This window comes from Brevibacillus ginsengisoli (assembly GCF_050113715.1).
GTDB lineage: Bacteria > Bacillota > Bacilli > Brevibacillales > Brevibacillaceae > Brevibacillus_H > Brevibacillus_H ginsengisoli.
In genome coordinates this window covers 171,001-184,177 of the sequence record NZ_JBNJQR010000008.1, presented here as the reverse complement: position 1 = coordinate 184,177, position 13,177 = coordinate 171,001, and the positions used below count along the sequence as shown (strand labels likewise).

14 protein-coding genes and 1 other RNA gene are annotated in these 13,177 nt (G+C 44.1%); 10 read left to right on the top strand and 5 right to left on the bottom strand.

The features are described from left to right. Positions 1-85: 85 nt before the first annotated feature. Positions 86-553 (top strand): GNAT family N-acetyltransferase, encoded by a 468-nt coding sequence (locus ACQCN2_RS17150; RefSeq protein ID WP_426930164.1) that lies wholly within the window; start codon positions 86-88, stop codon positions 551-553. Between the two features lie 71 nt (positions 554-624). On the opposite strand, the gene ACQCN2_RS17145 is transcribed toward ACQCN2_RS17150, so the two are convergent. From ACQCN2_RS17145 to ACQCN2_RS17135, 3 genes are all read right to left on the bottom strand, one after another. Next, the gene (locus ACQCN2_RS17145) at positions 625-1,155 is read right to left on the bottom strand and encodes a gamma carbonic anhydrase (RefSeq protein ID WP_426930163.1); all 531 of its coding nucleotides are present in this window, start codon (positions 1,153-1,155) and stop codon (positions 625-627) included. Between the two features lie 67 nt (positions 1,156-1,222). Then, positions 1,223-1,543, bottom strand: coding sequence for an iron-sulfur cluster assembly accessory protein (locus ACQCN2_RS17140; protein WP_426930162.1), 321 nt, complete (start codon positions 1,541-1,543; stop codon positions 1,223-1,225). After that, entirely contained in the window at positions 1,531-2,136 is a 606-nt protein-coding gene (locus ACQCN2_RS17135) for a GNAT family N-acetyltransferase (protein ID WP_426930161.1), read from the bottom strand. The genes ACQCN2_RS17140 and ACQCN2_RS17135 overlap by 13 nt, the downstream gene beginning before the upstream one ends. Positions 2,137-2,345: 209 nt before the next feature. Here ACQCN2_RS17135 and rnpB point away from each other — a divergent pair. The 3 genes from rnpB (at position 2,346) to ACQCN2_RS17120 (ending at position 5,170) form a co-directional block, all read left to right on the top strand. Beyond that, positions 2,346-2,734: RNase P RNA component class B (gene rnpB, locus ACQCN2_RS17130), an RNA gene on the top strand. A gap of 212 nt (positions 2,735-2,946) precedes the next feature. After that, positions 2,947-3,834: a DUF4097 family beta strand repeat-containing protein gene (locus ACQCN2_RS17125; protein WP_426930160.1), complete on the top strand. Its 888-nt coding sequence runs from the start codon at positions 2,947-2,949 to the stop codon at positions 3,832-3,834. A gap of 235 nt (positions 3,835-4,069) precedes the next feature. After that, entirely contained in the window at positions 4,070-5,170 is a 1,101-nt protein-coding gene (locus ACQCN2_RS17120) for a threonine aldolase family protein (RefSeq protein WP_426930159.1), read from the top strand. 53 nt (positions 5,171-5,223) lie between these two features. Here the strand turns inward: ACQCN2_RS17120 and lplA are convergent, their stop codons facing one another. After that, positions 5,224-6,213, bottom strand: a complete 990-nt coding sequence (lplA, locus tag ACQCN2_RS17115; RefSeq protein ID WP_426930158.1) for a lipoate--protein ligase — start codon at positions 6,211-6,213, stop codon at positions 5,224-5,226. A gap of 146 nt (positions 6,214-6,359) precedes the next feature. On the opposite strand from lplA, the gene ACQCN2_RS17110 reads away from it, so the two are divergent. Both ACQCN2_RS17110 and ACQCN2_RS17105 read left to right on the top strand, forming a co-directional pair. Continuing rightward, a complete protein-coding gene (locus tag ACQCN2_RS17110) occupies positions 6,360-7,130 on the top strand; it encodes a carbon-nitrogen hydrolase family protein (protein ID WP_426930157.1) in 771 nt (256 codons plus the stop codon). 156 nt (positions 7,131-7,286) lie between these two features. Then, entirely contained in the window at positions 7,287-7,919 is a 633-nt protein-coding gene (locus ACQCN2_RS17105; RefSeq protein ID WP_426930156.1) for a nitroreductase family protein, read from the top strand. A 94-nt stretch (positions 7,920-8,013) separates the two neighbouring features. On the opposite strand, the gene ACQCN2_RS17100 is transcribed toward ACQCN2_RS17105, so the two are convergent. Further along, positions 8,014-8,907 carry a LysR family transcriptional regulator gene (locus tag ACQCN2_RS17100; RefSeq protein ID WP_426930155.1) on the bottom strand — a complete coding sequence of 298 codons (894 nt, stop codon included), beginning with the start codon at positions 8,905-8,907 and terminating at the stop codon, positions 8,014-8,016. A gap of 361 nt (positions 8,908-9,268) precedes the next feature. Between ACQCN2_RS17100 and ACQCN2_RS17095 the strand changes: the two genes are divergently transcribed. The 4 genes from ACQCN2_RS17095 to ACQCN2_RS17080 are packed head-to-tail and all read left to right on the top strand — an operon-like array spanning position 9,269 to position 13,174. Beyond that, positions 9,269-10,978 (top strand): FAD-binding protein, encoded by a 1,710-nt coding sequence (locus ACQCN2_RS17095; protein WP_426930154.1) that lies wholly within the window; start codon positions 9,269-9,271, stop codon positions 10,976-10,978. Then, entirely contained in the window at positions 10,978-11,949 is a 972-nt protein-coding gene (locus ACQCN2_RS17090) for a succinate dehydrogenase/fumarate reductase iron-sulfur subunit (protein ID WP_426930153.1), read from the top strand. The genes ACQCN2_RS17095 and ACQCN2_RS17090 overlap by 1 nt, the downstream gene beginning before the upstream one ends. Further along, the gene (locus ACQCN2_RS17085) at positions 11,946-12,830 is read left to right on the top strand and encodes a CoB--CoM heterodisulfide reductase iron-sulfur subunit B family protein (RefSeq protein WP_426930152.1); all 885 of its coding nucleotides are present in this window, start codon (positions 11,946-11,948) and stop codon (positions 12,828-12,830) included. The genes ACQCN2_RS17090 and ACQCN2_RS17085 overlap by 4 nt, the downstream gene beginning before the upstream one ends. 20 nt (positions 12,831-12,850) lie before the next feature. Continuing rightward, positions 12,851-13,174, top strand: a complete 324-nt coding sequence (locus ACQCN2_RS17080; RefSeq protein ID WP_426930151.1) for a molecular chaperone GrpE — start codon at positions 12,851-12,853, stop codon at positions 13,172-13,174. Positions 13,175-13,177: the final 3 nt, after the last annotated feature.

Here is a 13,177-nt window from a genome sequence, read left to right as displayed (position 1 = left end):
GGTTTTTATGGGGAAGTTTGTATGCATTCGTTGCATTTATGGGGGCTTATGTCATATCTGCATTTGCCACTAAAAAAATCTAGGGGTGTTTTGTATCATTCAGATAAAAGAAATTACCAAACAAAATTGGTTTGATGTTGTACTGCTTAGCAGTTCTGAGGATCAAAAAAACAAAATTTTCGAAAAAGATATTGCCTCCAATTGCCTCTCACTCACTCAGGCAAGTATGGAAGATAATTGGATAACCAGAGCGATCTACCATGGTGAAACTCTTGTAGGATTCACTATGTATGGATACTCCGAAGAACTGAAAGGTTATGAAATTTGTAGAATAATGATTGACTATCGGTTTCAAGGAAACGGGTATGGGAAAAGCTCCTTGCTACTGATCGTCGAAGATATGGTCAATCGGTTTGGTTGCAACGAGATATTGCTTTGTTTTAATCCCGATAATACTAGCGCTCAGAAACTTTATGAATCAGTAGGGTTCAGGAACACCGGGATAGTGATTAAGGGCTGGCATGACGAACATATCTACTCTTTAACGGTATAAAAACATTATATTCGAAAAAAAACAACCAATTGTCCTTCGACTAGGCAATTGGTTGTTTTCGTATGCGAAACTTATCGTGAAATCGGGGTCTCTTCCATTCGACGATAGATTTTTCCTTTATCGACGTAGGATTGACGGATTCGAACGAATTCCTTGAAGTCCTCTTCAGTCAAATCGCGTTTGACCTTGGCAGGCGAACCGATGGCCAACGTGCGTGGCGGGATTTTCATACCGGGAGGAACGAGGGTTCCTGCTCCAATCATGGCTTCCTCACCAATTTCGGCGCCGTCTAAAACAATTGCGCCCATCCCGATTAAGGCACCCTTCCGAATGATGCAGCTGTGTAACACTACATTATGGCCGATGGTGACTTCGTCCTCGATGATCAGAGGATTTCCTGGACTTTGGTGCAGGGTACTGTTGTCTTGGACACTAACTCGCTTCCCGATGATCGTAGGAGCAATATCGCCTCGAATCACGGTGTTGTACCAGATTGAGCTGTCTGCCCCAATGGTAACATCTCCGGACACCACAACACCTTTGGCGAGAAAGGCGCTTTCGTCAATCGTTGGAACTTTTTCTTCGAACGGTAAAATCAACATGGTGTTTTCTCCTTTTATTTGAAAATACGGTTTGGAAACAAGTGAATGCTAAAACTTCGTTCGATGTCTAGGGAGCAATAGGACAGCTCGTCGATGGCGGATTCGAGTGGAAGATCTGGAATCGACCCGTTTCCCGATTCAGATCAACAACAAGACCGTTGAGCCAGGCATGGTCGCCTTCCCGATAGAATAGTCGAATGCCTTCGAGCTCTTCGCAGCGATCTTCTTTGCTTTTGGTTGTCAGCGTAATGGAAAAAGCAAGGCTGCCGCAACCCGATGAAGTCATTTGAAGTTGGATGCCCAGTTCGTTTGCATCTGGTTCCGCATCCATTAGTAAGCGCAGTCTGGCAGCGGCAATCGGCTTGATGATTACGTTTATGCTTCCCATTTTACCACCCCCGAGTTGCGCATGAACGAAGGCAAGCGATCATAGCGTTCTTGCGTAATCGCATAGATATAATGATCTTCCCAGACTCCTTGGATTTTTAAGTACTGCTCACAATAGCCTTCTCTAACAAACCCGCTTTTTTCCACGACTCGTTGGGAAGCCAGGTTACGGGGCATAATGGACGCCTGAATTCGATGCAGGGAGAGAGCCGACAATCCAAACTTCACGACCATCTGCACAGCCTCAGTTACATTACCGCGATTGGTGCATTCACGGTCAATGTCATAGCTGATATAGCCATTTTGAAATACCGCCCGAGTAATACCCGAGAGCGTCACCTTCCCGATGATTTGATCTTCTTCTGCCGTAAAAATACCGAATGTGTACTGTTGATCGGCATCCACCATTTGCTTTTGGTCGGTAAAGGCCTCCGCTGTGGCCATCGTAATATAATCGGAGGGTCTTAACGGAACGAACGGCCGATGAAACTCCTCATTTCTTTGTAAGTAATCCAAATAAAGAGGGGCGTCATCCTTGGTCAATAAACGGAGAACAATCTCTTTTCCAATGATTTTTAAGGTGAACAAATCCATGATTGGGCTCCTTCGTCTGAAACTAGATTAATCTTTTGACATCATCTGTAGGCGAAGCTCCTGTTTGGAACAGATTCCCTATCAGTATAACGAAAGAAAGGGCCTGATACGAGATTAAAATGTGTTACCACCAATCACCAGTTGATTTTGCTTCTATAAATGTGTTAGATTATTACTTGTCACATGAACGAAATAAATTATATAGCAAGGGTTGTGGATAGTCGCGGTCGTGATCATTTCGATGATTGACGGTTGAGGAAAGTCCAGGCTCGCCCAGGCTGAGATGCTTGGAGTGTTCGTACCTAGTGCAAGCTAGGGCAGTGAGGTTCCGACTTCGCTGACGGCGTGGAAAGGGTTCTCTCTGAGACCCGAGTACGCTGAAAGTGCCACAGAAACGTAGCTTTCCTGGCGACAGGGAAGATGGAACGCGGTAAACCCTGCGAGCGAGAAACCCAAATTTGGTAGGGGAACTGTCCTTAAGGAATCAAACGGCGGGACAGATGGTGAAGCAATTCGCCATAGATAGATGACTATCACTCTATAGTGCGAGGGGTAACCCCCGTTTGAAGCACGAGAGAACAGAACCTGGCTTACAGCATACCCTTGCTAGAAATTAAAATGAAAATGATCTTCAGATAAAAAAACCAGTATCCAATGGATACTGGTTTTTTCGTGTACTCTACGACTTAAGACGTAGACAAAATCAGCCAAATGTACGTGTGAAGAAAAAAGTATTTTCTTTATTGTTATAGATAGCGAATAATAAGAACTGAGGAAACAACTGGAAGAAGAATTTGAAAGGAGATCACAATGAAGAAATTACTTGGCGTCATTATTATCTTGGTTGGAGTATTCTTGTTACTCAAATCGATTACAAATATCGAACTGGGTGGTTGGGTAAGAGGAGAAGTGAAACATTTGGAAGGATCGGCTTCAGTCGCTAACATAGATACCATTCATATCCAAATTCCAAGTGCGAATCTGCAAATTGTTACAGAAGATCGTAGTGATCTATTGGCTGCTCTGCAAGGAAGTGACGCTGATAAATTCACTTTACAAGTTCAGCGAAAAAATAACTCAATCGACGTAAATGTAGACGACCCGAAGACAAACTGGTTCAATTTCTCAGATGATATGAAACTGGTTGTTCATGTGCCAATGAGCTACCAACAAAAACTTGAAGTTGAAGCCACTTCCGGTCGTGTTGAATTTACTGGGCATTCAAGTTCTTCACCTGCGATTTATAAAGAGCTGAATGTGAATGTTAGCTCAGGAGATATTCGTTTAGACAATTTACAAGTGGGCCAACTGAAAATAGAAGGCACTTCGGGAAGTATTCGATCTGATCGGGTAACAGCAGACAAGAGTACGCTTGAAGTATCTTCCGGTGATATTCGGATGGATCGTTATACGGGAGCAATTGATGCGTCTTTATCTTCCGGCAGTTTGGATATACAGCTAGAGAAGGTGACTGGATCGATTCATGTAGAAGCTAGTTCAGGAGACGTAAAGCTGCAATTGCCAAAAGATGCAGATGTCACAGTGGATGCCAAGGTTTCGAGCGGCAATGTGAAGGCTGATTTCCCACTTGAGAATACCACGATTTACGATGAAAATAGTCAAATTAAAGGGTCCAAGGGTGCTGGAACGTATCCTATTGATTTAGAGGCGAATAGCGGTTCCATCAAGATTCGCTAACAAACTTATCGAGCATTACGCATAATGCTTTTGTTTCATAATGATATTGTTCTAGATCATCCTGTGTTGTCCTCAAATCAGGCTCAGACTGGTGTTCTGGCCTGATTTTTTGTATGCTTTTTTAATAGATAGTATTTTCGAAAAATAATGTTCGTATTTTGCTCGTGATTAAGAAGTAGGATGATGCGATTATATGGAAGCCCCTCAGATTCGTTGCAACAGAAAGGAGTCCAGGATGAACGATACACCCAAATTGTTAGAAGCGTATAATCAAGCCCAATACCAGTTAAGTGGTCATGGCAAAAGAAATATTCAAGTATTAAAGGAGGCATTAAACCAGCTGGATGGGCAACTGGACAGCGATCTGTATGGAAAAGGCCAGCTTATCGAAGATTTTCAATTGAAAATGGCGAAGTACTTAGGGAAAGAAACGGCTGTATTTTTCCCAAGCGGAACGATGGCCCAACAAATCGCCTTAAGAATCTGGTGTGATCAGAAGGGGCTAAAACGAGTTGCGTATCATCCCTTGTGTCATCTGGAGATCCATGAGGAAGATGGACTAAAGAAATTGCACCAGATCGATCCCATATTACTTGCCGATAAAAACCGAGTGATCCGATTGGAAGATGTGCTAAATATGCAGGAGGATATCGCTTGTCTCTTGCTTGAATTGCCACAACGTGAGATTGGCGGGCAGCTTCCAGAGTACCAGGAGCTTGAAGCGATTTCCGCCTATTGCCGTGAAAAAGGGATCAAACTCCATCTGGATGGCGCCAGACTTTTTGAAATCCTTCCCTATTATCAAAAGACCGCTGCGGAAATTTGTGAACTGTTTGATAGCGTCTATGTTTCATTTTATAAAGGAATTGGTGGAATTGCAGGCGCGATACTGGCGGGAGATGAAGCTTTCACACAAGAATCAAAAGTGTGGAAAAGGCGTCATGGCGGAGATTTAATCAGTCTTTATCCGTATATTCTCTCAGCAGATTATTACTTTGAGAAAAGGGTACACAAAATGGAACAGTATTATCAAGAAGCGAACGAGCTGGCGCGTTATTTTAATCAGTGTGAAGCCACTGAAACGATGCCAATCGAACCCGTATCCAATATGTTTCACGTGTATTTTTCTCTGTCAAAGGAGAAGATGGAGCCAATCTTACTTTCCCTTTCCGAAGAGAGCGGTATAGGAGTGGCGCCGTATCTTAGGGACATCGACGGTTCACGTTGCTATTATGAGATTGGTATTGGCGATCGTTACGGGATTATACCCAAAGAGCAGATACGTAAGGTATTTCAAATCCTGAATGAGAAAATAATAGAGGCATCCACGGGATAACGAATGAATACAAGCTCATTCAGAATTTCTGAACGGGCTTGTAGCTATTTACCTTACTCAAATAACATTCCTAACCATTCTTCTGCCGTAACAGGGCCGAAGTAATAAGAGAAATCGACGTCATTGAGGGCTTCTTTTACGGAAGGGAGGTCAAATCGAACACCTTGAAGCTTGTCCGCGAATTCTCTCACTTCACCCTGACCGAAGAAGTCGCCGAAGATGGTGGCTTGCTGGATTTTGCCTTCTACCACATATAATTGGACGTCGAAGGTTCCAGTTGCTAGGCGTTTCACCTGGCGGATGTTAAACGCAGGGGACTTGCCGTAATTCCACTCCCAATTTCGATAACGGCGATCCGCAAGCTCGTGAATGGCGGCCCAGTCCGCATCGGTTAGTTCATACGTGTGAATCTGGGTACCCTCAAAGATCGATTCGAGTAACTGTTGACGAAACGAAGCGATGGTGATTGGCTCACGCAGGAATTCGGAGATGTTGGCGACACGGCTGCGAATGGATTGGATGCCTTTTGACTTGAACTTTTCGGGATTGACGTTGAGCGCGGAGACGACGTTTTCAATCTCGGAATCGAACAGCAGGGTGCCGTGGCTAAACATCCGGCCTTTTGTGGAGAATTGAGCATTACCAGATATTTTTCGTTCCCCCACTTGAATGTCATTGCGCCCTGTTAACTCCGCTTCCACGCCCAACTTGGCCAAGGCTCGGACAACAGGTTCCGTAAATTTCCGATAATTATGAAAGGAATCCCCGTCATTGTTGGTAATAAAGCTGAAATTAAGGTTACCGAGATCGTGGTAAACAGCCCCGCCGCCAGATAAGCGGCGAACCACATGAATTCCATTTTTCTCCACGTAGTCGGCATTGATTTCAGCCGCAGTATTCTGATTCTTGCCAATAATGATGGAAGGTTCATTTATGTAGAAGAGCAGGTAATCTGTGTTTGGGGGAAGGTTTTTTAATGCGTATTCCTCTAACGCCAGGTTCAAGGTGGGGTCGGTAATGTTTTGATTATCAATAAACAGCATAACGAATGTCCTCCTTCAAGAGTTTGCCTTCTCCCAATATATTTCAATCATCCTCATGGCGCAATGCTTGTGGCAAAAGGAATTAGAACATCCGTAAAGAACTCATATACTGCATTAAAAAATTCTTGATAGGGACGGTAAACGAGATGAAAATCGGCTTGGCACAAACAAGATTTCCGCAATCCTTACGGGAAGGGATCGCCTTGGTAAAAGAGAACATCCGCGAAGCGAGTCAGCAACAGTGCGATCTCATTTGTTTTCCCGAGTCCATTCTGCCGGGATTGCGTGGAGTCGGGTATGTCGTTGAAGAGTATAACCATGAGGCGATGATTGCTGCCTTGGAGGAAATACGAAGCTGTTCAGAGCAACTCGGCGTAGCAGTCATTTTACCGACGGAATGGCGGGATGAGCTAGGTATCCATTTGGTCGCTTTTGTCATCTCGCAGCAAGGTGTCATTCAAGGCTACCAGACCAAAAATCAGATTGACCCGGATGAAGATCAGTGGGGATATGTAGCTGGTTTTGGGCGTCAGGTCTTTGAATGCAAAGGTGTAAAATTCGGCATTGTCATCTGTCATGAAGGCTGGAGATATCCAGAAACGGTTCGCTTCTCCGCCATCAAGGGCGCGAGTATTGTGTTTCATCCTCAGTTTACCGGCCCAGTAAAGAACAGTGAATTCTATCGTGGCGCGATGCTTTGCCGAAGTATGGAGAATAACATCTATTTTGCAAGTGTGAACTATTCGCTGGAGAACCAAGGGTGTACGACAACGCTGGTATCTCCGACTGGTGAGAGGCTTAGCGAAATGAAACCGTATGAAGAAGGGTTACTCGTCTGGGAGATCGATCCGAATGAGGCAACCAACTTGCTAGCGAAGCGATTTAACCCTGGATTATTAATAGAAGATAAGGTCTGATACGGATCCCCTCACTTAATTAGGGGAGGGGATTTTCTTGGTAAATCGACCAAGTTTAACAAAAAATAATTATTATTAATTTGATACTTACTTATTTATAGTTAATTGTGTTATAGTAATCGCATAGACCATAAGTTGAACTAGGAGATGAAGAACATGAATCAATTTGAGGAAGTTGTAAAAACCAGACGATCAGCCAACAAGTTTATTAAAGGGGTCGAAATTCCCGCATCCGAATTGGAAGCCATCTTTTCGCTTGTAAAATTCGCGCCATCCGCGTTTAATTTGCAGCACACCCGCTATCTAGTCGTTAATGATCCTGAGGTGAAAGAGCGTATCTACGAAGAGGCAGCCTATAAACAATATAAAGTACATACCGCTTCAGCCGTTATTCTGGTGTTGGGAGACAAGCTTGCCTATCAGCGAGTAGGCGAGTTGAATCAAGGGATGCGTGATCTCGGAATCATCTCCAAACAGGAATACGATTATCTGGTTTCTGACGTGACCAATATGTATGAATCACGGGGAGAAGGGTTCCAAAGAGATGAGGCCATTCGTAACGCCAGCTTATCCGCCATGCAGCTGATGCTGATCGCCAAAGAAAAAGGCTGGGATACCTGCCCGATGATCGGGTTTGATCCAGAAGGTATCAAAAAGCTGCTCAACATCCCAGATCAATTCGAGCCCGTTTTGATGATTACGATTGGAAAAGAGGACACGTCCAGTCAGCGCGCTAGAGGGTATCGTAAGCCTGTGGGGGAATTTGTTTCCTTTAATACGTTTGCGTAAAGCGCCAGATACAATTCCGTTCACAGTCACAGATTAATAAAAGCAAAAAGGCGGTTAAACCAGAAGTGATTCGGTTTAACCGCCTTTTCTAATTTTATTCTGCCAAGGTGATGAGGGAGCTCTCGTTCTCGTAGTAATCCTTGAAGAATTGAATCGTGTCCATGCAGCTGTTGGACAAGGATTTATCCTTTCGCCATGCCAGCCCAATCGAGAATTTAATCGGAACTTTTAGTGGAACCTTGATGATGTCCGGTGTGTCATTGACGATGGTGCTCATGAGGACTGAAATCCCTGCACCATTCTCAATCAAGGCTTTCATCGTCTCAATTTTATCTGTCTGGAAAACGACATCGGGAGAGAAATTTCGTTTCGTACACTGTTCCATGAAGATCCGGTGATGCACGTACTCATTGGAGAGTAAGATAAATTTCTCATTTGACAGATCCTCAAATGTAAGATATTTGCGCTTGGTAAACCGATGATTTTTGGGTAAGCAGACAATCGCTTCCTTCTGCGTCAACGGGACTTGTTCGAGCAAATGTGATTTCTGATGAATTATCATAAAGGCGAGATCAATATCACCATTTTCCAGCATATCTTGAATCGCGACAGAACCTTTTTCAGTCACCTGGAATTTGATTTCCGGGAGATCCTTCTGCAGCTTGAGGAAGATATCAGGAAATAAATAAGCGCCGATCATCGGAGGAAGACCAAGCGACACAAGGTGGCTCTCATAATTCTGAACTTCAATAGTCGCTTCATTTACGGTGGTCAGGATGTTGTTTACACGGTTGAGAAACATCTCACCCTTTTCCGTAAGAGATACTTGCTTGGTCGTTCGATCCAGAAGTTGTACTCCAAGTTCATCCTCTAATTTATGAATCGAATTGGTAATACAGGGCTGGGTGATATGCAACTTTTGGGCGGCGTGCGTAAAGCTTTTGAGTGTGCCAACCATTCGAAAATACTCGAGTTGTCTTAGTTCCATAAAGTTTGCTCCTAACTCGTAATTTATGGACAGTTATATCCTTCCACAGACAACAGATTTTTTAAAAAAACTGAGACTAATGGGATATTTTGCAGGAATGATATAATCATTTCCTTATGTACAATACTCTCCACGTGGACATTACTCAATGTATTATAAATAAAAACTACACTATTATAAGGGGTACTTTGTGTACGTTTATTGAAAACCATTTATTTATTTCAGGAATATAATTATAAAAATAAAGCATTTCCATTTTGCGAAAATCTATGTGAAAATATTCACAAGGAAACACCAAACGATTCACCAAACGAATCACCAAATGATTCAAATCTGTTGTTTAGTAGAGAGGAGTCAAATTATGTTGACCTATGACGTGATTGTTGTTGGGGCGGGTGGAGCAGGAATGAATGCGGCACTCTCAGCAAGTAAAGACAACAATCTGAAAGTAGCAGTGCTCAGCAAGATCTATCCAACGCGTTCTCATACAGGAGCAGCGCAAGGCGGAATCAACGCAGCGATGGGAAATCGTGACGATACAGATTCCACAGAGAAACATTTTCGAGATACGGTAAAAGGTAGCGATTTTCTAGCCGACCAAGATGCCGTTGAATTTTTTACCTCCAATATGCCTTCCATTATAAATGAATTGGATTATTACGGAGTTCCTTTTTCCCGCGATCACAACGGAAAGGTAGCGCAACGTCCATTCGGTGGAGCATCCAGCCCGAGAACTTGTTATTCTGCGGATAAAACAGGCCACGTTATCCTTCATGCTCTATATGAGCAATGCCTTAAAAACAATGTAGAGTTCTTAGACGAGTGGTACATGTTGTCACTGGTTGTAGAGGAAGGCAAACTGAATGGTCTGGTTGCCATGGATATGCGAAGCGGTGAGATTCATCCAATGCAAGCCAAATCAGTTGTCATCGCGACTGGCGGATTTGGACGCGTTTATTGGAACCGAACAACGAATGCGCTTAATATGACCGGTGACGGTACAGCGGCTTGCTTCGATGTAGGTATTCCGTTGAAAGACCCAGAGTTTGTGCAATACCATCCAACAGGATTAGCGTCCACCGGGGTTCTTTTATCCGAAGCATGTCGCGGTGAAGGCGGTTACCTGATCAATAAAGATGGCGAGCGTTTCATGCAGCGTTATGCTCCAGAAAAAATGGAGTTAGGACCTCGTGACCTGGTTTCCCGCTCAATTGAAACTGAGATCAGAGAAGGACGCGGATTTGGCGAAGGAATGGGTGCTTATGTCTTGATGGACTTGCGCCACTTAGGCAAGGAGCGCATCATGGAACGCCTGCCACAAGTAAGGGAGCTTGCGCTTGAGTTCGAAGGCGTGGATTTGGTTACAACTCCGGTTCCAATTCGTCCGAGCTGTCACTACACCATGGGCGGTATCCATGTCGTTGATCCGCAAACCTGTAGCACACCAGTTGAGGGTATACATGCAGCAGGGGAATGCTCCTGTGTATCCATTCACGGAGCTAACCGACTTGGAGGTAACTCTGTAGCTGACGTCGTATTTTTCGGGAAATACGCTGGGTTAGGTGCCAAAGAGACTGCGAAGAAACGTACATTGGGTTCCGCGAAGAAAGTGCAAGACGAAGCGGATAAATGGCAGAAGAAGTTTGATCAGATGCGTCAGAAAAAGACAGGTCATAACCTCTTTGAAATCCGTACCAAAATGGCCGCAGCGATGTGGAACAACGTGGGGATTTTCCGTAAAGAGGAGGATATGGTCCAAGCGCTTGATACGATTAACCAACTCTTGGAGGATTACAAGGATACCTACATCGGAGACCCTTCCATTCGATATAATAGTGCCTTTATCAATTACGTTGAAATCGGTAACCTGTTAAAACTGGCAAAGGCTATCGCAATGGGTGCGATCGCGCGTAAAGAAAGCCGCGGCTCCCACTCCCGGGTAGATTACCCAACCCGTAATGACGCTGAGTTCCTACAGCACACCTTAATTTACAAAAACGGTGAAGAATACAAATTGGAGTATCTCCCAGTCCGAATTACCAAGTATCAACCGGAGGAGAGAAAATACTAATGGACAAAGTAAAAAAAATCACATATAAAATTAAACGCTTTGATGGAGAAAAGGAATGGTACCAAGAGTACGAACTTCCCTATGAAGAAGGCAAAACTATCCTTTGGGCTTTGACCAAAATTCGTGAGGAGCAAGACCCAACCCTTAACTTTACAGCTGCTTGCCGTCATGCGATTTGCGGTAGCTGCGCGGTTCGAGTGAACGACAACGCGTTTCTTGCTTGTAAAACTCCGCTGGATGAACTGTTGGAGACTTTTCAGACCGATACGCTTACCTTCAAGCCACTCGGTAACTTTGAGGTAGTAAGAGACCTAGTTATTGATTGGAAGCCACCACTCGAACAGATCAAGGTGGTTAAACCATGGTTAATTCCGACCGATCAAGGATCTCCTGAAAAAGGATTCATCCAATCCGAGGAAGATTACCACCGAATCGCTTCTCCAACTGACTGTATCTTGTGCGGTGTTTGTACTTCGGAATGCGGTCAGTTGAATGTGAACGAAGACGTGTACTTAGCTCCTTACATGTTGAACAAAGCATACCGATTTGCAGTGGATTCTCGTGATGCTGCGCCACAAGAGCATATCCGTCCTGTATTGGAAAACAATTTGTGGAAATGTATTCACTGTATGAACTGTGTGACCAAATGTCCAAAACAAATCGATCTTTCAAAAGAAATTGCTTATCTGCGTCAGGAATCTATCAAAATGGGTGAAGTGGACAATTTGGGTGCCCGTCACGCTTTCGCTTTCCACGATGACGTGCGAAACAAAGGCCGCTTAAATGAAATGACCTTGCCGATCAAGACAGAAGGTTTAGTGAAAACGATGACCAAACGTGTTCCATTCGCTTTGCGGATGATTACCAAAGGTAAGATTAATCCGCTCCACATGCCAAAAGAGATTGAAGGCATCCAAGGAGTTCGTAAGATTTACAAGTTTGCCAAGGAGCAGGAGATGAAGAAACAATGAAAAAGCTACGGTACGGCTTCTTCCCCGGATGCACACTAGAATCTGCAGCAGAAGAGCTGATGATCTCCACGATGAAAGTAGCCCAAGCACTGGATATCGAGTTAGTCGAACTAAAAGGCTGGACATGCTGTGGAGCAAGCCATATTCAAGATGTGGATGACTTCCTGAGTGTATCCGTCAATGCTCGCAACATTGCGCTTGGTGAAAAATTGGACATGCCAATTTTAACCGTCTGCAACACTTGTACTCTCATGCTGAGAACTGCAAAAAGTCGCCTGGATGGGGATACTGAATTAAAAGACAATGTGAACATTGGTTTGCGAGAAGCAGGAATGACTTACAAGGGAACAAGCGATATTACCCATCTCTTATGGGCTCTGATCAGAGATTATGGCTTGGATAACTTGAAGAAAAAAGTGAAACGTCCATTAAAAGGGCTGAAAGTAGCCAATTTCTATGGCTGTCACATTACTCGTCCACCGCAAATCATGGGCTTCGAAAACCCTCTGAACCCGCAATCCATGGAAATGGTGGTTGCCGCATTGGGAGCGGAAAGTGTCGATTTCGACCAACGTCTCGCATGCTGCGGATTCCACGCTGTCTTCCCAGCGGAGAGAGAAGTAATGAAGATCCTCGAGAAAAACTGCTTGTCTCCAAAAGACGCAGGCGCTCATTGTATGGTGACTCCATGTCCGCTGTGCCAAATGCAGCTTGATATGTATCAGCCAGATGCAGCCAAAGGAGCAGAACGCGATATCACAATGCCGATTCTTCACTTGCCTCAATTGATTGGACTTGCTCTTGGCTTTGAGCCGGAGGAATTGGCCATTAACCGTCACATTATCGATGTAATTCCTCATTTGAAGCAACATCTAGTCTAAACGTAAGGAGGGTACCTTCTATGGGTTACCGATACCGCAAGTACAGCAAAAAAGCGAAGTTGGTCGGTTCTACGACAGGCGACTTGTGGCTCTTGAATCGTTTAGATGAATGGATTCACGATTGTTATGAGGAGAGTAGTATTTATCACGGCACCATTTATTCTGTTTCTGATAGCTTTCATCCTTTATCCACCAGTATTACGGGAGTTTTTCAGGATGAAGAGTCCAAGAAATGGATTTATGTAATAAATGGGATTGCGAGAGTATCTAGCTCGGATCAAGAGAATGCGGGGTGGAATGATTCTCTAGAAGAACTTCTTGCAAAAGCACTCATTTTAAATTAAGAA

Bases quoted from the DNA above. Each gene is read 5' to 3' on its own strand.
- ACQCN2_RS17100 (WP_426930155.1), bottom strand. From the start codon at position 8,907: ATGGAACTAAGACAACTCGAGTATTTTCGAATGGTTGGCACACTCAAA.
- ACQCN2_RS17080 (WP_426930151.1), top strand. From the start codon at position 12,851: ATGGGTTACCGATACCGCAAGTACAGCAAAAAAGCGAAGTTGGTCGGT.
- ACQCN2_RS17140 (WP_426930162.1), bottom strand. From the start codon at position 1,543: ATGGGAAGCATAAACGTAATCATCAAGCCGATTGCCGCTGCCAGACTG.
- lplA (WP_426930158.1), bottom strand. From the start codon at position 6,213: ATGCTGTTTATTGATAATCAAAACATTACCGACCCCACCTTGAACCTG.
- ACQCN2_RS17145 (WP_426930163.1), bottom strand. From the start codon at position 1,155: ATGTTGATTTTACCGTTCGAAGAAAAAGTTCCAACGATTGACGAAAGC.
- ACQCN2_RS17110 (WP_426930157.1), top strand. From the start codon at position 6,360: ATGAAAATCGGCTTGGCACAAACAAGATTTCCGCAATCCTTACGGGAA.
- ACQCN2_RS17105 (WP_426930156.1), top strand. From the start codon at position 7,287: ATGAATCAATTTGAGGAAGTTGTAAAAACCAGACGATCAGCCAACAAG.
- ACQCN2_RS17120 (WP_426930159.1), top strand. From the start codon at position 4,070: ATGAACGATACACCCAAATTGTTAGAAGCGTATAATCAAGCCCAATAC.
- ACQCN2_RS17090 (WP_426930153.1), top strand. From the start codon at position 10,978: ATGGACAAAGTAAAAAAAATCACATATAAAATTAAACGCTTTGATGGA.
- ACQCN2_RS17085 (WP_426930152.1), top strand. From the start codon at position 11,946: ATGAAAAAGCTACGGTACGGCTTCTTCCCCGGATGCACACTAGAATCT.
- ACQCN2_RS17135 (WP_426930161.1), bottom strand. From the start codon at position 2,136: ATGGATTTGTTCACCTTAAAAATCATTGGAAAAGAGATTGTTCTCCGT.
- ACQCN2_RS17095 (WP_426930154.1), top strand. From the start codon at position 9,269: ATGTTGACCTATGACGTGATTGTTGTTGGGGCGGGTGGAGCAGGAATG.
- ACQCN2_RS17125 (WP_426930160.1), top strand. From the start codon at position 2,947: ATGAAGAAATTACTTGGCGTCATTATTATCTTGGTTGGAGTATTCTTG.